The organism is Shinella sp. SUS2 (genome assembly GCF_001262505.1).
Taxonomy (GTDB): domain Bacteria; phylum Pseudomonadota; class Alphaproteobacteria; order Rhizobiales; family Rhizobiaceae; genus Shinella.
In genome coordinates, this window is sequence record NZ_KQ410725.1 from 326,760 (window position 1) to 347,030 (window position 20,271).

Below are 20,271 nucleotides of genomic sequence, written 5' to 3' on the forward strand. Positions count from 1 at the left end.
GGCGGGATGCGGGAGTTCTGGTATCTCGGGCGCCATGGTTCGAATTTAGTTGAACCATGGTGGAAATGATAGTAGATATTGGTTCGAAATTATTCGAACAATCAGGTGCCCCGTGACAGATGCGACGCTCTTCACGCCGCTACGCAGCCGAACCGGCTTCCGCATCACGCTTGCCGGCATGGCGGTGATGATGGCCGGCGCCAGCGCGCCCTCGCCGTTTTATCCGCTGCTGCAGCAGGAGATCGGTTTTTCGGCGGCCACGCTGACCGGCATCTTCGCCGTCTACACCGTCGCGCTGCTGGCCTCGCTGCTCGTCACGGGATCGCTGTCCGACCATGTCGGCCGGCGGCCGGTGATCTCCGGCGGCTTTGCGCTGATGGCGCTGAGCCTGCTGCTGTTCTGGCAGGCGGGCGACGTGGGCGGATTGATCCTGGCGCGCGCCTTGCAGGGCATCGCGGCGGGACTGTTGCTCTCCGCGCTGTCGGCAACCGTCGTCGATCTCGAACCGAGGGACAGGCCGGGCAGCGCCGCGGTCTGGAACTCGGTTATTCCGCTGGGCGGGCTCGCCGTGGGGGCTCTTGCGGCCGGCATTCTGATGGATGCGACGGACATGGCGGAGGCGGATGTGTTTGGCACGCTGGTCGTCGCCTATGCGCTGTTTGCCGCTGCGATCTGGCTCATCCCGGAAACCGCGCCACGGCATGAAGGTGTCTGGGCCTCGCTTCGCCCGCGGGTCGGCATACCCGCCGCCGCCGCCAGGGCGTTCTGGCGGAGCGCCCCCGCCGTTATCGCGGGCTGGGCGACGGGCGGGCTCTATCTCTCGCTCGGCGCACCGATCGTCCGGCACGTCTTCGGCGCGAAGGATCATGTGACGCAGGCGAGCGTGATCGTGCTGCTCTGCGCCGCCGGCGCGGTTGCCTGCTACATCGCACGCGGACATTCCTCACGGCGGGTCACGCTTTACGGAACCTCGGCGCTTTCGATCGGAACGGCGCTGACGCTTGCGGCGATCGGCTGGCAGTCGCTGCCCGCCTATCTTGTGGCTCTGGTGATCGCCGGAACGGGTTTCGGAACCTGCTTCTACGGCGTGCTGCGGTCGATCGTCCCGGTCGTGCGGCCGGACGAGCGCGGTGAGCTCTTCGCCGCACTGTTCACGCTGAGCTATCTCGCCTTCGGCCTCCCCACCCTGCTCGCCGGCATCGCCGTCGGCATGTTCGGGCTGACGGCGACGACGCTGGGCTACGGCACGCTGATCGTTCTGTTCTCCGCGACGGCAGGTCTGCTGCGCAGATTCGGCACGTCGGATTGACGTTCTCCGCGAGAGGCCGAGGTCAAACGGTCCCTGGACCTGGATTCCACGCAAATCCCGACGGAGGCCCGCGTTCTCAAAGCGCCTCGCAAAAACGACGAAGACGCCCCAGCCCCTTCGCAATCAGGTCCTCTGATCCGGAAAAGGAGAGGCGAATGAAGCTGTGCATGTTGGGCCCGAATGCGACGCCGGGCACGACAGCAAGGCCTTCCGCAGCGAACAGGCGTTCAGCAAATTGCGTCCCCGAAAGCCCGGTCGCAGAGACATCGACGAAACAGAACATTCCGCCCACGGGCCGGACGAAACGCAGCTGCGGCAGCCGCGAAAGTTCGGCACTCATGAGGTCGCGACGGCGGCGCAGTTCGTTGGAGAAAAACAACATTTCCTCATCGCCCGCCTCTTCCAGCGCGACCGCCGCCGCATCCTGGACGAAGGTCGGCGAGCCGAACAGCATGCATTGGGCCATGTTCTGGAGATGGGCGGCGGCCGAGGGTGGGCCCAGCGTCCACCCCACGCGCCAGCCGGTCATCGCATGGGATTTCGACAGGCTGTTCACGATGATCGTGCGCTCCCGGATCCCCGGCAACGACGCGGCGGAAAGGAACGCACCGTCGAAGACGGCATTCCGGTAGACCTCGTCGCTGATGATCCAAAGGTTGTGCCGTTCCGCAACGGAGGCGACGGTTTCGAGTTCGGCGCGATCGAGCACGTAACCGCCGGGATTGTTGGGAGAATTGAGGAGGATCGCCCGGGTCCGCTCCGTCACCTGGGCCAGGATCGATTCCAGCGAAAGCCGTGCGCCGCCGGCGTCCATGGATAGTTTGACCGGGCGTGCCACGGCGCCACCGGCACGGATGGTTGCCTCGTAGGTCGCATACCAGGGCTCCAGGTAGAGCACTTCGTCCCCCGCCCCCGCGACGGTCATCATGGCGGCGAAAAGCGCGTTCTGGGCGCCGGCGAAAACCGTCACCTGATCGGCCGACCAATCCTGAAGGTCGAAACGGTTTTGGGCACGGGCGACGTTCCTGCGAAGCTCCGGCGTCCCCGGAACCGGTGCATAGTGCGTCCGCCCCGCCCGAAGGCTTCGGATCGCGGCATCGGTAATCCTGACGGGCGTGTCGAAGGAGGTGTCGCCGAGACAAAGACTGACCACATCTTCTCCGCGGTCCAACGCATCCGCCGCGGCATCGGCGATGACCCAGCCGGCCGCCCCTTCGCTGGCGATTGCCCTCGTATGCGCCGAAAACCGCAAGCTCCCGTCAAGCGTATCTGTGTTTTGAGACAGTTCCATCAATACCTTCTCCCCTCGCGGCGCCTCTGGCGAACGCATCACCCGCTGAGTTCACCCGGGCATTTTCCGTCGTCTCACTCCCGAAGACCTCCGCCGCGACACGAACCGTGCGGATGGCAGAGGATCGTTTTCGCATGGGACCCAGCCCTTTCTTCATCGATCTCGGCGCCCTCAACCCGACCGCGACCCGATGGTCGCGACAAAGGCTCCGGCGACGATGAGGGCGGAGGCGATGATCACGGAAAAGCCGATCCGATCGCCCAGCAGGGCGGCAGACAGCGTCAATCCGGATACGGGCTGAAGAAACTGCATGAGGCTCATGCGGCCGACGCCGCCCTGGCCGAGTGCCCAATACCAGAGAACATAGCCGAGGGTGGTGACGCCGAAGGCGAGATAGGCCAACGCCATCCAGGTTGCCGTCTTCCACAGGGTGGGATCGACCGGTCCGAGCAGCCAGGGTGTCAGCGGCAGAAGGAGGCAGGCCGACAGGCCCGCCCCCCAGAAGGTGATCGCGCGCGCCGGATACCCGCGCTTCTGCAGGTTCCCGCCGATGACATATCCCCCGCAGGCGAACAGCGTCGACGAGAGGACAAGCAGATCGCCACCCAGCGTCGCGTCGCCATCCGTGGCGCCCCCGCGCCCAAACACCAGCAGGCTTTCTCCGCCGAGGGCCACGGCACATCCGATCCACCAAAGACCGGGCGGCAATCGCCCTTCCGACGCATAGGCGATCGCCGACGTCGTCACCGGCATGCATGCAAGGATCATCGCGCCGTGCGTGGCGGACGTTGACTGCATTCCCCAGGAAAAAAGCGTTGGAAAGGCGACCATGCCGCAAAATCCCGCAAGCGCGACCTGGGCGACCTCCCGGTTCGTCGGCGGAAGTCTGATACCAAGCAAGAGGGCAAGCACCAGCCCAACGAGACCACCCGCAACCGTGCGGATCGCCATCACGCCGAGCGGTGAAACTTCGCCGAGCGCGAGTTTGGTGCCGACCGGAGAGGCGCCCCACAACAACACCGCCAGCAAGGCAACCCCATAGACCCCGATCAACGCCGCACCATCCGATCTCACGACATTCCCGCCTTCCACTCCCCGAGAAACCTCCGCCCCGAAACAAGGCGCTTCCCCGTACAGAGGGAACGACAGACCGGTCAGATCTCGAAATGCCAGACTTTCGCGACGATCTGCCACTTGCCGTCGATGAGGACGAAGGTCAGCTCGTCAACGAACCTTTTCGGCAGGTAGACGTCCTTCACGCGGGCATGCGCGGTCGTGGGGCTGGAAACCGTGATCGAGAGGATCTCGTCCTGGCGCACATCGCCCTTCCCTTCAGGAGACGGCCGATTGGCCACCAGATCGAGATAGGCATCGACATCCAGGTTCACGAGCTTCCCCTCCGTCGCGGAATAGAGTTGCGCGCGGGGATGAAAGACCGAGCGGAACCCCTCCACATCACCGAAATACAGTGCGTCCAGATATGCCTGGACTGCCGCGTGGATGCCTTCAGCCGCAGAATTGTCAGTCATGTTGATATCTTCCTCTTTTCAAGCTGCGCCGCGTTCGAATTCGGCATCCGCCAGGTTCAGACCATGGTCGAGAGCCGCCAGCAGCGTATCGAGTTCAGCATCCGAGATGATGAACGACGGCGCAAGGAAAAGGGACGTCTGTTCGCCGCTGGTACCGATGATCGCCCCCGCCTCGATTGCCCGGGCCGCCACACGTGACGCGACGGGGGACACAGCCGTGTCGGCATACCAGTCGCGCCAGTCGGGGCCGTGGAGTTCGACGGTCCAATGCAGGCCAAATCCGTCGACCCGCGCAACGCTCGGATGCCGCCGTGCGATATCCACCAGCCCCTGCTGCATTCGCCCTTCCAGCGCCTTGACGCGGCGGATGATGTCACCGTCCTTCATGACAGAAAGGTAGGCACGGATCGCGGCAACAGCACTCGGATGTGCCCGGAAGGTGCTGTAGGTCTGCCAGCTCTTGTCCTTCATCTCATCGACGATGTCCTTCGACATGACGACCGCACCGGCAGGAGCAGAACCGCCGGCAAGGCACTTGCCCAATGTGACGATATCCGGGCGGGTCTCGCCGCCCTGGAAAGCGAACCAGCGACCACTGCGGCCAAGACCGGTCACGACCTCGTCGGCGATCCAGAGGGATCCGGCCTTGCGTGCGGCCCTCGCCACATAGTCCTGATAGTCCGCGTCGTAGTAGGTGCCGCCCTGCGTGTAGTCGATGATCGTGGCGGCGACAGAAGAGAGTGCCTCCTCGGTGCCCGCCATGCGATCGGCGAGCGGCCGGTTGTCGGAAACACCGCCATATCTGGCATTGACCGGGCCGGGGATGATCCGCACGGGGACCTGCGCGGGAACCGGCTTGCTGCCGCCGCCCTGGATGGCAAGGCCACCGTGCCAGTGCGGCTGCACGGTCATCTGCCGGGCAAGCCCTGCCATGCCGTGATACGCGCGCTCGCGGGTCGCCAGCTCCGTTCGGCCGGTAAGCGCCTGGGAAAAGGTCAGCGCGAGATCGTTCGCTTCACTTCCCGACAGGAAGAAGCGGACGGCGCCCACCCAGCTCTTCTCCTCGCCGAAGGCGATGTCGATCAGATCCTCGGCAGCCGCCTCACGCTCGGCCCAGAACCAGCCTTCGTTGATGACCGGGTTGGATGCCGCCTTGACCATCGCCTCGACCATCGCCGGATGTTTGTGGCCGAGCGGCCCGCCGGTGTTGCTCCCGTCGATCAGGCGCCGACCGTCCGCCAGGATGAAATATACGCCCTCGCCATCGACGACCTTGATGACCGGGTCCTTGCCCGCGTTGAGACCGGTTTGAAGAAGTCTGCTCATGAGAGCCTCCATTTAGAGATGAATGAGTGATTTGGTCGCGTCAGTCCGCCGAAGCGACCCCGCACAGATCGACGATCATGCGGCTCCAGATGCCGCAGGCTTCGACGAGATCCGCAACCAGGATGTGTTCGTCGGGCGTGTGTGCCCATTTTTCATTGCCGGGCCCGAGGCCGACCGTCGGGATGCCCGCCGCGCACATGAACGTGCCGTTGACGCCAAACCGCCAGGAGGCGACCGTGTCGGGCCGTCCGGTCATGGCTTCCCGCGCACGAAGCGCAGCCGAGACGACCGGGCTTTCCGGATCGACCCACATCAAGGGGTAGTGCACGATGACGGCAAGGTCGTAGGTGAAGCCCGCATTGCCGGAAGCGATCCGCTCGAGAATGTCGCGAAGCTCCCGCTCGCAGCTTTCGGCCGTCTCGCCGCGTACATATCGCCTGTCGACCCGGATGATACAGCGGTCGGGCACCACCGCCGTCCCGTTGTCCGGCGAGGATTTCATGGAAATCAACGTCACCGTGGCCGGTCCGAGAACGGCGTCGTCCTTCATGGCTGCCGCATAGCGTTGCAGTTCGTCAAGGAACGGAGCAGCTTCGAACACCGCATTGACGCCATTGCCGGGTTCCGACGCATGGGAGGTGCGGCCGTGGACCGTGATCTCCACATCGATCTTGCCGCGATGACCGATGTGAACGCAGCCACGGCTGGATTCGGTGTTCAGTCCGAAATCCGTGCGCACACCCCGGGCGATGACCGATGGCACACCCAGCGGCGAATCCACTTCCTCCCCCACATCGGCGACGAAAACCACATCGCCGCAAAGTCTCACCCCGGCCTTTTTGATCGCCGCGATCGCATAGGCGCTTGCCATGACGTTGCATTTCATGTCGCAGGTACCGCGGCCGTAAATCGCGGTCCCCTCCTCGCCCCAACGGCGCGCATCGACCAGCGCGCCGCTGAAAGGGTCCTTCATCTCCCCGGTCGGGACATGATCGATATGGCCGTTGACCATCAGGGACGGTCCATTGCCTGCACCGCGCAGCACCGCGATCACATTGCCGTTCGCATCGGTTTCGACGGTATCGAAGCCGAGCTCCCGCAGATGCCTGGCATAGATTGCCGCCACGGCACCTTCCTCGAAGGAGAGGCTGGGCGTCCGGACGACCTCCTGGCACGCCGCGACCATTTTGTCGGCGTCAAGGCACCCGTCTATTGCTGCAAGGATCATGTCGTTCGTCATTCTCGTCACACCCCTTTCGGTCCGGCGGCCGTTGGTCTTCCCGGCGATGTCCGGGTTGGTCCTGGCGGTGTCCATCCGGTTACCTGGCCTTCTCGACCGCCTTCGCCATCACGCACAGCATCTCGAACATCATGTTCGCGGCGGTGACGCAGGTGATGCCGGTCGGATCGTAAACCGGAGCGACTTCGCTGATGTCGGCGCCGACGAGGTCCTTGCCCTGCAGCGAGCGGATGATCACCTGGAGGTCGCGGGGCAGAAGGCCACCGATTTCCGGCACGGCGGTGCCCGGCGCATAGGCGGGGTCGATGCTGTCGATATCGAGGGAGATGTAGAAGGGGCCATCGCCGAGAACGCTGTTGATCTTCTCGATCACCGCGGCGCGCCCCATCTCCTCGTACTCGTCGAGGGTGATAATGCTGTACCCCTTGTCATAGCCGAACTGGACATCGTCATCGCCGAACCGGCTGCCGCGCAGGCCGAGCTGCACGACGCGCCGGGGATCGATGAGGTTCTCCTCATAGGCGCGGCGCATGAACGTGGCGTGGTTCACCTTCGTGCCGCACATCGTGTCCATGACGTCGGCATGGGCATCGATATGCAGGATGCCGACCGGCCGGTCGGAGGCAAGCGCACGCAGGATCGGCGTCGGGATGGTGTGGTCGCCGCCGATGGCAATGGGCCGGATGCCCGCGTCCTTGACCTCCTGGAAATACGCCTGGATCTGATCGATCGACGCGTCCTTGTTCAAGGGATTGATCGGCGCGTCGCCGATATCGGCGACGGTGCACAGGTCATACGGGCGAACGCCCGTCACGGGGTGGATACGGCGGATGATGCGCGAGGCCTCGCGCACACCGGCGGGTCCCTGGCGGGGGCCGGAGCGATAGTTCAGGCCGAGATCGAAGGGAACGCCGCACAGTCCGATATCGATGCCGCACACGATGTCGTGGCGCCGCGTCCGCAGGAACGTCGCAACATCGGAAAAGCGCGGCGTTACGGCCGCATCGACGGGTTGGAAGTCGCTCTTGTCAAGCATGGGTGTCTCCTGAATTTTATTGTTTGAGATTGTGCTGGATCAGGCGGCGACGCCGCGCATCCGGTCCGATCGCCGTCTGAGCAGTTCGACCGCCGTAAGAAGACCGAGAGAGAGGAAAACGAGGATGGTCGCCATCGCCAGGATCGTGGGGCTGATCTGCTCCCGGATGCCGGCCCACATCTGTCTCGGAACGGTGCGCTGGTCGTAGTCGGCGAGGAAGATGACCGTCACGACCTCATCGAAGGACGTCGCGAAGGCAAAGACGCCACCCGAGATCACGCCGGGCAGGATCAGCGGCACGATGACCTTGAAAAACACGCGGACCGGAGAGGCACCGAGGCTGAGCCCGGCCCTGATCAGGTTGCGGTCGAAACCTTCGAGGGTCGCGGCAACGGTGATCAGGACGAAGGGCGTGCCCAGAACGGTGTGAGCGATGATGAGGCCTGCGAACGTGCCCGTCAGCCCCAGCTGGGAGAAGACGAAATACATGCCGGCGGAGGTGATCACGAGCGGAACGACCATCGGCGAGATGAGCGCACTCATGACGAGGCCACGCGCCGGCATGTTCGGGCTCGTCAGCCCCAATGCCGCCAGCGTGCCGAGCAGCATCGACAGAAGCGTCGTCGCGACGGCGATGACGAAGCTGTTCTTCAGCGAATGGATCCACTGTGCATTGTTCCAGCTGTCGACCAGATAGCCCCAGCCGAATGGCGCATTCGGATCGTTCATTCCGTTCTGGATGATGTCCCGATACCACCGCAGCGAAAACGCCGACGGATCGAGCTGAAGCATGTCGCGCGAGAAGGTGAAGTAGGGCGCGGCGTTGAACGACAGCGGAATGATCACCAGGATCGGGGCGATGAGAAAGAGGAGAACGAGGCCGCAGAACGCCAGATAGCTGTAATGGGCGATGCGGCCGGCGACGGAAGTATGTGCGGGAAGCGCCATGGTCAGCTCCTAACCCATCCTGAGGCCGTTGCCGCCGGTGAGGCGGTTGAACAGCCAGTAAACGAGGAGAACGCCCACGAGCAGGATCGAACCGAGGGCAGCAGCAAGACCCCAGTTCAGCGACTGCTGCATGTGATAGGCGATGACATTGGAAATGAGCTGGCCGCTCTGCCCGCCGACGAGTGCCGGCGTGATGTAGTAGCCAACGGCGAGCACGAAGACGAGAAGGGAACCGGCAAGGACACCGGGAACGGTTTGCGGGAGATAGACCCTGCGGAAGGCGGTGACAGGCGATGCACCGAGCGAGAGCGCAGCGCGGACATAGGACGGCGGAATCGATTTCATCACGCTGTAGAGCGGAAGGATCATGAACGGCAGCAGCACATGCGTCATGGCGATGAGCGTGCCCGTGACGTTGAAGATGAGCGGCAGCCGGTTCGCGTCGTTCACCGCGCCGACGAAGACGAGGATGTCGTTGATCACACCCTGCCCCTGAAGAAGGACGATCCAGGACGTCGTGCGGACGAGCAGAGACGTCCAGAACGGCAGGAGGACGAGCATCATCAGCAGGTTGGATGTCTTCAGCGGCAGCCTTGCCAGCAGCGCAGCGACGGGATAGCCCAGCACGAGGCAGAGACCCGCCACGGCGGCGCTGACCCAGAGCGTGCGCAGGAAGAGCGTCTGGTAGATCGCCATGTTCGCATCGACGCGCTCGACCGAGCCGTCGGCAGCATGTTGCAGGTCGAGCGCTGCAAGGAAATGCCGCGACGTGTACGGCTGGCTCAAGCGCTTGATGAGTGCCCAAAGCCCGGGATTTCCCCAGTCCGGGGCCGCCGCGACGAGCGTTTGCTTCCAGCCGTTCGCGGGCTCGGACGACAGTTGCCTGACCGTCCGCATCACCAGCGGCCGGGCCCCTGCCCAGTCGAAATTGAGCGCCGACGTGACCTGCCCCAGCTTTTGCTCGTCGTTCGCCTGCCTGAGATCGGCGGCGAGATCCGCGTAGACATTTTCCGGAGGCGTGTCGTTGCCGTCCCATTCCGCAAGCGAAAGGGAGGTACGGTGCAGAACCGCCCCGAATTCATCATTGCTGACGGCCCGCTGCAACATGGTTGCCAGCGGCCACGCGAACATGACCAGGAGAAAAATGCAGAGTGGCGCAACGAGGGCCAGCGCCCGCAACTGGGCTTGTCTCTTCGAGCGTCGGTGCTGTTTCATGACCGAGGTGGCGGGCAGAACAGCAGGCTCCGGAGCCGGCCATCCCGCGGTGGCGGTGCTTCCCCTCATCACGCCGCCTCCCGACCGCGGCCGGATGCCTCGTCGAGAGCCCGGCAGTCGCCGACCTGCCAGCCAAGCCGGATGGGTTCGCCCTTCCTGAAGGTCCGCCGGAGCGAGGCGTTCTGAACCTTCACCACGAATTCGTGTTTGCCGAACACACGCACCTGGATGCGCGAGTGGTCGCCGACATAGACCTGATCGACCACCTCCCCGCCCACCACGGTTTGCCCAGGCCCCTCTGTCGCCGGTTCGACGACGATGCGTTCGGGCCGAAGGGAAAGCAGGGTCGCCCCACCGACCGCAGCCTTTGTAACGGCAAGCGCACTGAGGACGTCGCCATTGTCGATCCTGACCCGGCACACGTCCCCGTCCCGCTCCGTCACGGTTCCAGGCAGGACATTGTTCTCGCCGATGAACTGGGCCACGAAGCTGTTGCTTGGCGTCTCGTACACCGCGTCCGGCTTCGCCAGCTGCTGGATCTTGCCGAAATTGAACACCGCGATCGTATCCGACATCGTCAGGGCTTCGGCCTGGTCGTGGGTGACATAGACGATGGTGACGCCGAGCCGCTCGTGGATGCGCTTGATCTCGTATTGCATCTGCTCGCGCAGCTGCTTGTCGAGCGCGCCGAGCGGCTCGTCCATCAGCACGAGTTTCGGATCGAAGACGAGGGCGCGCGCGACCGCGACGCGCTGCTGCTGGCCGCCCGAAAGCTGTGCCGGCCGGCGGTTGCCGAGATGCGGCAGTTCGACCATGTCCAGCGCCCGCTTCACCTTCTCGGCCGTATCGGCCTTGGAAATGTTCCGGACCTGCAGGGGAAAGGCGAGGTTTTCCGCAACCGTCATATGTGGGAACAGAGCGTAGTTCTGGAACACCATGCCGATGTTTCGGCGCTGGGGAGCCACCCGGTTGATGGGCCGGCCGTCGAGGAAGATTTCGCCGGATGTCGCGGTCTCGAAACCGGCAAGCATCATCAGGCATGTCGTCTTGCCGGAGCCGGAAGGCCCGAGCATGCTCAGGAACTCCCCTTCCCGCACATCGAGATTCAGATTGTCGACCACCGATACAGTGCCATCGTAGGTCTTGCTAACGTTCGCAAAATTGACTGACGCCAACGTCCTGTCTCCACCCAATCGTTCACCGGCTGCCGGCAGCCACGGCTGCCAGCAGGTAAAATCTCGCAGGTTGAAGGGACGGCTACTTAGCCAGCCACGAATTGAACCGGGCAAACAGCTCGTCGCGGTAGGTCGACCAGAACTCGCTGTCGGACTCGATGGCGTTTTCGAGATGCGCGGTCGGGACGAAGTCCTTCATCTCGACGCCGGTCTTGTCGTTCTTGCCGATCAGGGCGATGGCGGATTTGCGGACAGGCCCGTAGGAGCTGGAATTCGTGATTGCGGCCTGCTGCGTGGTCTCGCTGACGAAATGGACGAATTTCGTTGCAGCCTCGAGGTTCGGTGTTCCCTTCGGGATCATCCAGACATCCCTGTCCCAGACCTGCCCGTCCCAGACGATGGTGAACGGTTGCTTTTCATCGTTGATGGCGTTGAAGATACGGCTGCTGTAGGCGGAGGTCATGACGACCTCGCCATCCGCCAGAAGCTGCGGCGGTTGCGAGCCCGCCTCCCACCAGACGACGGCGGACTTGATCGTATCGAGTTTCGCGAAGGCGCGGTCGACCCCCTCCTTGGTCTCCAGAACCTTGTAGACATCGGAAGCCGGCACGCCATCCGCCAGCAAGGCCCATTCGAGATTCACATCCGCCGATTTGCGCAGACCCCGTTTGCCGGGAAACTTCTCCAGATCAAAGAAGTCCGCGATGGTTTTCGGACCATCGGCCAGCTTCGACGTGTTGTAAGCCATGGATGTCGACCAGATCACCGACCCGATACCGCAGTCGCTGAGCGTCCCCTCGACGAAATCCTCGCTGGCCGCCGTGCCGTCCGTAGCGGCCGGAAGCCCCCCGGCATCCTGCTTTTCGAGGATGTTGTCGAAGCAGCCCGTTTCCGCAAGCGCCTTCTCCCCGACAACCACGTCCCAGGTGACGTTCCTGGCTTCGACCTGCGCTTTGATCTGGCCGAGGCCGCCATTGTAATCGACGGAGTTGACGGCGATCCCGGTCGCCTTGGTGAAAGGCTCGTAGAACGCCTTCTTCTGGGCTTCGGTATAGGCGCCACCCCAGGAGACGACGGTGATCGCCTCCGCGGCAAACACCGGCACGGAAAGGCCACCGGCGGCAATGGCGATGACGGCGACGGACGTCAAAAATCGTTTCATGTTCCGAGTTCCCACTCTTTGTTGATAAAATTCCGAATTACGGAAGTTATTTTCATTTTTCAGAATGAGTAGGGGGTTGCCGGAACCTTGTCAACAGCATATTCAGTATAACAGAAATTGCTTCCGAAAAACGGAATTGGAGGACCCATGAAAAATACCGGCGGAAGAGAACTCGTCGCGCAACTCGAGGGATACGGCGTCGATACGGTCTTCGGCATGCCCGGCGTGCACACCCTGGCCTTCTTCGCCCCCCTGGCAAAAAGCACGATCCGCCATATCGGCGCACGACACGAACAGGGCGCCGGCTTCATGGCCGACGGCTATGCCCGTGCCACCGGAAAGCCCGGTGTCTGCCTCATCATCAGCGGCCCGGGGGTCACCAATGCCGCCACGCCGATCGGGCAAGCCTATTCCGATTCCATTCCCGTTCTGGCGGTAACGAGTGCGATCGCCCGCGACGACATGGGCCTCGGGCGCGGCATGCTGCACGAGATCACCAACCAGCAGGCCGTGACCGCGCCGATCACCGGCTTCAGCGCCACGGCGTTGACGGGCCGGCAGATCAGCGAGCATCTGGCGAGGGCGATGACATCGTTCCGGACGGAACGGCCGCGCCCGGTTCACATCTCGATCCCCCTCGACATTCTCGACGAGGACGTTGCGCCGCGCCCAGTCCGAACATTCCTTCCCCGCCAGCCCGGCCCGAACCCCGAGGACGTAAAGGCAGCGGCAGACCTGTTGCGCGCGGCGAAACGGCCGATTGTCCTGGCCGGCGGCGGCTGCCGCAACGCGGGGGCCGCCCTGACGCGCCTCGTGGAAAGCCTGCAGGCACCCATCGTCACCACGGTCGCCGGCAAGGGCGTGGTTGCGGAATCGCATCCCCTCTCGCTGGGATCCACGCTCCAGAGGGCAAGAATCCGCAGGCTCGTCGAGCTCGAGGCCGATCTTGTGATCGCGATCGGCACCGAGATCTCGGAGCCGGACCTCTATGTCACCGCAGACAGCGAGGCGGCTTCCGATGGGCCGGCGCGCACGGACACGACCCGCCTCGCCATTTCCGGAAGGTTCGTCCGGATCGACATCGATCCCGCGGCAACGGTCAGGGACTACACGCCCGACGCGGCAATCGTTTCGGATGCGGGGCTTGCCGCTGCGGCGCTTGCCGATGAGATGAGCCGGCGGCCCCTCGCCTCGACATGGGATTTGGATTTCGAGACCATCCGGCAACAGGTCGGGCAGGAGATATCGCCGCTGGAGCGCCAGCACGTCGCCGTGCTCGGCGCCATCAGGAATGCGCTTCCCCCGGATGCACTGGTCTACGCCGACATGACGCAGATCGCCTACACGGGATGCGTCTATTTCCCCGTCGACGTTCCCGGCACATGGCACTTTCCAGTCGGGTACGGAACGCTGGGATACGCCCTGCCCGCGTCGATCGGCGGTGCCGCCGGATCGCCCGGACGCGCCTGTCTCGCGCTTGTCGGCGATGGCGGCCTTCTCTTCACCGTTCAGGAGCTCGCGACCGCGGTCGAACAAAAACTACCCCTGCCGATCGTTCTCTGGGACAATGACGGCCTCGGCGAGATCGCCGATTTCATGCGGGCAAGAAATATCCCGGAAGTGAGCGTCCGCCCGCTGAACCCCGATTTCATGGCCCTTGCCGACGCCTTCGGCTGCCGCACGGCGACGCCCCGATCGCTGGAAGAGATCGAAGATGCGATTCGCGGCGCCCTTTCTGCCGACCGCCCGACGGTCATCCTCGTCAGGCAGGATGCCGAGTATCTTCGATGAAGCCCGAAGCGCGCGCCAGAAAGGTCGATTTCGAGGCCGCCGCCGGCGAACTGGACGCCCGGTTTGCCTCCAGGTTCACTGTCGCTCTCGCCACCAGGGACCATCACGGCCACGACGAAGGGTGGCATCCGGCAGCGGCACCCGATGGCGTGCTGTTTGCAACGACGACCGAGGATGTCGTCGATGCCGTGCGCATCTGTGCAGCATACGGGGTTCCGGTCATTCCCTACGGGAGCGGCAGCGCCATGGAAGGCAGCGTCAACGCCGTTTTTGGCGGGCTCTGCATCAACCTCTCCGGCATGACCGCCGTGCTGTCGGTGAATGCATCCGACATGGATTGCACCGTCGAGGCGGGGTGCACCCGCTCGGTGCTGAATTCGTTTCTCCGGGACACCGGCCTTGCCTTTCCCGTCGATCCCGGCGCCGATGCGACCCTCGGCGGCATGGCCGCCACCCGCGCATCCGGAACGATGACCGTGAAATACGGCTCCATGCGCGACAACGTCATCGGCCTGGAAGTCGTTCTGGCGGATGGAACGGTCGTGCAGACGGGAGGGCGTGCAAGGAAATCGTCATCCGGCTACGATCTGACAAAACTCTTCGTCGGCTCGGAGGGGACATTGGGGATCATCACGAAATTGACCCTGCGGCTTCATCCCATCCCGGAACATGTCGTCGCCCTGCGCGCGGTTTTCGAAGAAGTAGGGCTGGCGGTGGAGTTCGTCGTTCTCCTGATGCAGCTCGGCTACCCCGTGGCGAGAGCCTAATTCATGGACGAGCTGGCGCTGGAAGCGGTGTGCAGATACGAGAGGCTCGACTATGAGCGCCGCCCCACCCTGTTCCTCGAATTTCATTCGGGTGTCGGCCCGCTCGACGGAACGGCCGAGGCTGTCGAGGATCTTCTGAGGCAGTGCGGTGCGAAATCCGTTCACTGGGCCTCGACGGCCCGTGAGCGGGCGGAAATCTGGAGGGCCCGGCACAATGCGGCCCATGCGGAGCCACTGCTACGGCCGGGCGCCAAGGCGATGGTGACGGATGTGTGCGTGCCGCTATCGAACCTGGCGGCCTGTATCGCCGAGACGCAGGCCGATTTGACATCCACCGGGCTCTGCGCCCCGATCGTCGGCCATGTCGGCGACGGAAACTTCCATCTGGCGATCCTGATCGATCCAGCCGCGAAATCAGAGATTGACGAAGCCGAGCGCCTTCACGCAAGGCTGGTTGCACGCGCGCTCGGCTTTGGCGGAACCGTCAGCGGCGAACACGGCGTCGGCCTTGGAAAGCGTCCGTATCTGGAAGCCGAGCATGGCGCAGGCCTTGCAGTCATGAAGTCGATCAAACAGGCACTGGACCCACAGGGGCTGATGAACCCGGGAAAGATCTTCCTTCCGGACCACCCTTGAGGGAGCAACAGAATTCTCACATGCGAGCATGGATCAAGTGAATGAGCAAAACGAAGGAAAATGGGTCTGAAAAGGGATCGAACCCGCTGCGGCGGATCGCGACCGTCCTGGACGCCGTTGCGTTTTCGTCGTCCGGCCTGACCCTTCAGGATATCGCCAACGCGGCGCAGATCCCGGTCTCGTCGGCCCACCGCATTACCAATACCCTGCTGGATGTCGGGTATCTCGAGGCGGCGCCGAACAAGAAGGTCTATCTCACCGGCCCACGCCTGCGGCGCCTCCTCAACCTGAGCTTCGGGGATGCCCCGATCGAGAAGATCGCCTCGCCGCTCCTGACCGAACTGGCCAACAAGCTGCAGGAAGTGGCTTTCATTTGTCGGCTGGTGGCCGGCAAGATCAAGCTGGAGGCCTTTGCCTTCCCGCAGGAAGCGCCATCCTCGCTGATCCACCCCGGATATGAATTCCCCTTTCACGCAACCGCGAGCGGCAAGGCCATGCTGGCATTCCAGAACGAGGATTTCATCGCGGACGTGCTCAGCGCGGATATCCCCCGGTTTCAGGCCGGCACGACCGTCGACCGGGCCGAGATCCGGCAGCAACTGGATGCGGCGCGCCAGCGGGGATATGCCGTGAACGACATGGAGTTCGACCCGGGCGTCTTCGCGCTCGCGGCCCCCGTCACCTTCGAACACGGAGACGTGTTCCTCACCGTCGGCATCGTGGGCATGAGCGCGAGGATGCATAGCCGCTTCGAGGAAACCGAGATGGCGACGTTCGTGAAGTCGACCGCGGGCAAGCTATCTCACCTGCTCTCAAGTCATCGCTGACGGCGATGCACTGCGCCGTCACGGCTTTCGAACCCGTTCCGCAGCAGAAGCCGCTCTGCCGCTTCAGACAACAGGAAGTCCCGGAAGGTGGCGGCGTCCTCTGCCGCGCCTTTGCGTAGCGCCAGGCCATAGGCGATATCCGGCGCATAGGCGGGCGGGATCGCCACGATGCCGAAAGCAGGGTCCTTTGCGTGGAGGCGGGCATTCGATGCATAGCCGAGGAAAAGATCGACTATGCCCTCGGCGATCAGACCCGCGGCACTACGCCCCGGCGGCGAATGACGCCCGCCGACCAGTTGCAGGGCCCGGGCCTTGAGCGTTTCGCCGAGGCCGCGATGATGGGCCTCCAGACGATCGAACATGTCGAACGCATAGTCGCCCGACGGATCGTCGCCCGGCGTCGACATGCCGATCCGGGTCGAAGGGGCCGAAAGCACCGTCACGAGATTTTCCGCGGTCAGCCCGAGGCCGGTGCGGGCGAGAACGACGAGCCGGTTGCGCGTAAAACAGACCGCTTCCTCCGTCAGCCCGGTCGACGCAAGATGCTGCGGATGGGCCATGTTGGCGGAGGCAAAGAGATCGAAGGGCTCGCCCGCCTCGATCCGTTCGCGCAACAGCCCGGCCGGCCCCAGCGATACGGAAACCGGAACGCCGGCGGCCTCCCGGAAGGCATCGGCAATGTCCGGCAGGGCGTGCCGCAGGCTGCCGGCGGCGAGGATGCGGATCCCCTCAGTCATCCTGCTTTCTCCTGCGCACCCTCTGCCGGAAAAGCGGTACGAAAGCGGTCTCCTCCCGATCCCCGCCACCGAGCCGAACGCCGCGGACGGGAACGCCGTAGAGCGCCTCGAGGCTCGCTTCCGTCATGACCGTCGCGGTCGGGCCGAACAGGGTCTGGGTTTCCGGCAGCATCAGGAGGACCTTGTCGGCGATCGCGGTCGCATGGTTCGGCTGATGGGTCGTGAAGGCGATCGCCAGTTTCTCGCTGTCGGCCAGCCGTCCGAGCAGCGAAAGCACGATGTCCTGATTCTTCAAATCGAGCGCGGAGGCGGGTTCGTCGAGCAGCAGCACATCGTTCTCCCCGGCCAGCGCCCGGGCGATCAGGACGAGCTGGCGCTCCCCGCCCGACAGGGAGCCGATGCTGCGCGCCGCATAGCCGGCCATGCCGGTCGCCTCCAGCGCCGTCATCGCCTTCTCGACGTCGGCCGCACCCGGCGTGCCGAACAGGGCAACGTGCCGGGCGCGCCCCATCAGCACGATATCCAGTACGGAATAAGGGAAGGCACCGGAAAACTCCTGCGGCACGACACCGGTTCGCGGATTGGTTTCGACTGTGCCGGAGGTCGGCGTCAGCAGCCCCGCGAGCACACGCAGCAGGGTGGATTTGCCACGACCATTCGGGCCGAGGATCGCGGTGATCTCCCCGGCGCGGAGATCGAGATCGAGTGCGCGGAACTGCCAGCGGTCGCCGTCATAGGAGTGACCAGCCGTGTCGAGATGCAGCATGACGAGATCAGAGGCCATGACCGCCTTTCTGGGTCTGCCGCAGCACCAGAGCAAAGACTGGCGTGCCGATCAGCGCCGTCAGGATACCGAGCGGGATTTCCGTCGATGTGACCGTACGCGCGACCGTGTCGATCGCGAGGAGATAGAGGGCACCGAGAAGGAGCGAGGCCGGCATCATGACACGATGATCCGGCCCGACCAGCAAACGCGCCATATGCGGCACGACCAGCCCGACCCAGCCGATGACCCCGCTGACGGCGACCTGCGCGGCGACGATGCACGAGACCAGAACGAGCACCAGCCAGCGCAGCGGCTCGACGGAAACACCGAGGGTGCGGGCGTCCTCATCGCCCATCGACAGGAGATTGATGCGCCAGCGAAGGCCGATGAGCAGCACACCGCCCAACACGACCGGCGCGGCAACCAGGAGAAGCTTGTCCCGGTTCGCGGTGGCAAAACTGCCGAGCAGCCAGAACACCATGGCCGGCAGCTTGTCCTCGGCATCGGCAAGGTATTGCAGCAGGCTGACGAGAGCGCTGAAGAAGCCGGTTATGACGACCCCGGCGAGAACCAGCGCGAGAATGTTGCGGCGGGCGACGATGCCGTTGAGGGCGTAGACGAGAACGAGGGCCGACAGCCCGAAGGCGAAGGCCGAGGCGAGGAGCCCATAACGCGGGAGGCTGAAGAGGATCGCGAGCGTCCCGCCGAAGGCAGCCCCCGAGGAGACGCCGACCACTTGCGGCCCGACCAGCGGATTGCGGAACACGCCCTGCAGTGCCGCCCCGGACAGGGCAAGCCCCGCCCCCGCCAGCACGGCGAGGAGAATACGCGGCAAACGCACCGTGAAGACGACATTCGCCTCCATCGGCGTGACGGGAACCTCCGGCGGGCTGATCGGCGCCAGCAGAATGGCGATCACACGCGCAAAGGGAATGTCGTAACGACCGATGCCGAGCGCGGCGATGGCGGCGACCACCAGCACGATCAGCAGCACTGCCACCGTTGCCCCGGCCGGCCGTCGCACAGCCGCCCCACCGCTCATTGGCCGGCGCGATAATCGGTGCGGTAGAATTCCTTGTAGTAGGCGTCCGCTTCCTTCTGCATGTCGATATCCGCGAAACGTTCCGGATAGAGTTCCTTCGCCATCCAGAGTTCGCCGAGCGCCATGGCTTCCGGCATCGGATACCCCCACGCCTTGGCATATTGCGGCATCAGATAGATACGGCCGTTCCTGACGGCGTCGATCGTCTGCCAGGAGGCCGCCGCCTTGATCTCGTCGACCACGGCCGGGTAGCGCTCCTGCACGAAGATGACGGAGGGGTTCCATTTCAACACATCCTCCATCGTCACCTGCTTGAAGCCGGCGATCTCGTTGGCGACGTTGCGGGCGCCGGCGCGCTCCATCATCAGGCCGGTGTATTTGCCGCGGCCATAGGTCGAAAGTTCGGGGTTGGCCATGTAGACGGGGACACGCTTGTCCTCGGGAATGTCGGCAAGGCGCTCGGCAACAAGGGCACGGGTCTTCCTTGTGGCCGCGATCATCGCCTCGCCCTTCTCCTCGCGGTCGAGGATATCGGCAATCAGCCGCACGCCGGCCGCAAACCCTGCATCGATCGCCGCCGGCTCATCCGCGACATCAGGGTTCATCTTGACGGCTTCTTCCGGCGGTACATCGAGCAGCGATATGGCGACGACGGCAAGCCCGGCCTCCTCGATCTGCTTGACCATGTCGGCCGGCGTGTAGTTCGTGACGAACACCACGTCGGGCTTCAGCGTCAGCAGCTCCTCGATGTTTACCTTGGTCAGGCCGCCCGGCATGGCAAGGTCGGGAAGGTTCGGCACCAGCCGCACGTACTTGGCGCCGAGCTGCTTCTTCCACTCGTCGAGCACGCCGACGACCTTGTCCATCGCATCGAGCTGCACGGCGATGTTGAGGGTCTGGTGCTGCAGGATGACGACGCGGTTCACCACGTCGGGAACGTGCACCTGCCGGCCGATCTGGTCGGTGACGACGCGATCCGCCCAGGCAGGCGCGGCGAAGAGAAGGCCGGCGATCGCGAGCGCGATCTTCGGGGCAGTGGCAAGACGTGCGAGCATGAAGGAATCCTCCGATCGGAAGCGAAGGGATAGCAGCTATCCCCCGTCGGCAACAACGTTATATTTTTAGAAATATTACGTGCGGCGTTTTTTGAGAAGCGCCGGCAAATCTGGAGGTGTTCTCCCGGTTTGCGTGGTAGTCACCGGGTAACGCGGCGTATTATGGCGCGCCGTCAAACACACGAGCACAGGAGAGCCCAATGAAAATCAGCGCCCGCAACCGCCTCAAGGGCAAGATCATCGAAGTGACGAAGGGTGCGACCACCGCCCATGTCCGTATCGAGGTCGCCGGCGGCGCCGTCGTCACCGCGTCGATCACCAACGAATCCGTCGACGAACTGGGCCTTGCCGTCGGCGGCGAAGCCTATGCGGTCGTCAAGGCGTCCGACGTGATGGTCGCGGTCGACTAACATCCCGAT

At 64.0% G+C, this 20,271-nt stretch carries 20 protein-coding genes; 6 read left to right on the plus strand and 14 right to left on the minus strand.

The window, feature by feature from the left end; genetic code table 11:
* Positions 1-112 precede the first annotated feature (112 nt).
* A complete protein-coding gene (locus AKG11_RS06695) occupies positions 113-1,309 on the plus strand; it encodes an MFS transporter (RefSeq protein ID WP_050743348.1) in 1,197 nt (398 codons plus the stop codon).
* 76 nt (positions 1,310-1,385) lie between these two features.
* Here the strand turns inward: AKG11_RS06695 and AKG11_RS06700 are convergent, their stop codons facing one another.
* The 10 genes from AKG11_RS06700 to AKG11_RS06745 all read right to left on the minus strand — a co-directional run bounded on the left by AKG11_RS06700 (position 1,386) and on the right by AKG11_RS06745 (position 12,231).
* Positions 1,386-2,600, minus strand: a complete 1,215-nt coding sequence (locus AKG11_RS06700; RefSeq protein ID WP_050743349.1) for a pyridoxal phosphate-dependent aminotransferase — start codon at positions 2,598-2,600, stop codon at positions 1,386-1,388.
* 171 nt (positions 2,601-2,771) lie between these two features.
* Complete coding sequence (locus AKG11_RS06705; RefSeq protein ID WP_197283962.1) at positions 2,772-3,674, minus strand: DMT family transporter; 903 nt, start codon at positions 3,672-3,674, stop codon at positions 2,772-2,774.
* An 80-nt stretch (positions 3,675-3,754) separates the two neighbouring features.
* Positions 3,755-4,129: a nuclear transport factor 2 family protein gene (locus AKG11_RS06710; RefSeq protein ID WP_023512238.1), complete on the minus strand. Its 375-nt coding sequence runs from the start codon at positions 4,127-4,129 to the stop codon at positions 3,755-3,757.
* A gap of 18 nt (positions 4,130-4,147) precedes the next feature.
* Positions 4,148-5,455 (minus strand): aminotransferase class III-fold pyridoxal phosphate-dependent enzyme, encoded by a 1,308-nt coding sequence (locus tag AKG11_RS06715; protein WP_023512239.1) that lies wholly within the window; start codon positions 5,453-5,455, stop codon positions 4,148-4,150.
* Between the two features lie 40 nt (positions 5,456-5,495).
* On the minus strand, positions 5,496-6,695 hold the full coding sequence (locus AKG11_RS06720; RefSeq protein ID WP_157255819.1) for a M20 family metallopeptidase: 1,200 nt from the start codon (positions 6,693-6,695) through the stop codon (positions 5,496-5,498).
* A 79-nt stretch (positions 6,696-6,774) separates the two neighbouring features.
* Complete coding sequence (gene speB, locus AKG11_RS06725; RefSeq protein ID WP_050743352.1) at positions 6,775-7,731, minus strand: agmatinase; 957 nt, start codon at positions 7,729-7,731, stop codon at positions 6,775-6,777.
* Between the two features lie 39 nt (positions 7,732-7,770).
* A complete protein-coding gene (locus AKG11_RS06730; protein WP_023512242.1) occupies positions 7,771-8,679 on the minus strand; it encodes an ABC transporter permease in 909 nt (302 codons plus the stop codon).
* Between the two features lie 9 nt (positions 8,680-8,688).
* On the minus strand, positions 8,689-9,963 hold the full coding sequence (locus AKG11_RS06735; RefSeq protein ID WP_082342357.1) for an ABC transporter permease: 1,275 nt from the start codon (positions 9,961-9,963) through the stop codon (positions 8,689-8,691).
* Entirely contained in the window at positions 9,963-11,069 is a 1,107-nt protein-coding gene (locus AKG11_RS06740; protein WP_245290141.1) for an ABC transporter ATP-binding protein, read from the minus strand. Before AKG11_RS06740 ends, AKG11_RS06735 begins: the two co-directional genes overlap by 1 nt.
* Before the next feature lie 82 nt (positions 11,070-11,151).
* Positions 11,152-12,231 carry an ABC transporter substrate-binding protein gene (locus AKG11_RS06745; protein ID WP_050743354.1) on the minus strand — a complete coding sequence of 360 codons (1,080 nt, stop codon included), beginning with the start codon at positions 12,229-12,231 and terminating at the stop codon, positions 11,152-11,154.
* Positions 12,232-12,378: 147 nt separating this feature from the next.
* Between AKG11_RS06745 and AKG11_RS06750 the strand changes: the two genes are divergently transcribed.
* From AKG11_RS06750 to AKG11_RS06760, 4 genes are read left to right on the plus strand one after another with little or no spacing between them, the layout of a single operon-like run.
* On the plus strand, positions 12,379-14,022 hold the full coding sequence (locus tag AKG11_RS06750; protein WP_050743355.1) for a 5-guanidino-2-oxopentanoate decarboxylase: 1,644 nt from the start codon (positions 12,379-12,381) through the stop codon (positions 14,020-14,022).
* The gene (locus AKG11_RS35380) at positions 14,019-14,789 is read left to right on the plus strand and encodes an FAD-binding oxidoreductase (RefSeq protein ID WP_245290140.1); all 771 of its coding nucleotides are present in this window, start codon (positions 14,019-14,021) and stop codon (positions 14,787-14,789) included. The genes AKG11_RS06750 and AKG11_RS35380 overlap by 4 nt, the downstream gene beginning before the upstream one ends.
* Before the next feature lie 3 nt (positions 14,790-14,792).
* A complete protein-coding gene (locus tag AKG11_RS35385; protein WP_245290139.1) occupies positions 14,793-15,425 on the plus strand; it encodes an FAD-binding oxidoreductase in 633 nt (210 codons plus the stop codon).
* A 41-nt stretch (positions 15,426-15,466) separates the two neighbouring features.
* Complete coding sequence (locus tag AKG11_RS06760; protein WP_050743356.1) at positions 15,467-16,252, plus strand: IclR family transcriptional regulator; 786 nt, start codon at positions 15,467-15,469, stop codon at positions 16,250-16,252.
* Here AKG11_RS06760 and AKG11_RS06765 read toward each other — a convergent pair.
* From AKG11_RS06765 to AKG11_RS06780, 4 genes are read right to left on the minus strand one after another with little or no spacing between them, the layout of a single operon-like run.
* Positions 16,243-16,989, minus strand: a complete 747-nt coding sequence (locus tag AKG11_RS06765) for a molybdate ABC transporter substrate-binding protein (RefSeq protein ID WP_050743357.1) — start codon at positions 16,987-16,989, stop codon at positions 16,243-16,245. The genes AKG11_RS06760 and AKG11_RS06765 overlap by 10 nt on opposite strands.
* Positions 16,982-17,773, minus strand: coding sequence for an ABC transporter ATP-binding protein (locus AKG11_RS06770; RefSeq protein ID WP_050743358.1), 792 nt, complete (start codon positions 17,771-17,773; stop codon positions 16,982-16,984). The genes AKG11_RS06765 and AKG11_RS06770 overlap by 8 nt, the downstream gene beginning before the upstream one ends.
* Entirely contained in the window at positions 17,763-18,797 is a 1,035-nt protein-coding gene (locus AKG11_RS06775; RefSeq protein WP_050743359.1) for a FecCD family ABC transporter permease, read from the minus strand. The genes AKG11_RS06770 and AKG11_RS06775 overlap by 11 nt, the downstream gene beginning before the upstream one ends.
* Complete coding sequence (locus AKG11_RS06780) at positions 18,794-19,852, minus strand: ABC transporter substrate-binding protein (protein WP_088016461.1); 1,059 nt, start codon at positions 19,850-19,852, stop codon at positions 18,794-18,796. The genes AKG11_RS06775 and AKG11_RS06780 overlap by 4 nt, the downstream gene beginning before the upstream one ends.
* A 200-nt stretch (positions 19,853-20,052) precedes the next feature.
* Between AKG11_RS06780 and AKG11_RS06785 the strand changes: the two genes are divergently transcribed.
* Complete coding sequence (locus tag AKG11_RS06785; protein WP_023511854.1) at positions 20,053-20,262, plus strand: TOBE domain-containing protein; 210 nt, start codon at positions 20,053-20,055, stop codon at positions 20,260-20,262.
* Positions 20,263-20,271: the final 9 nt, after the last annotated feature.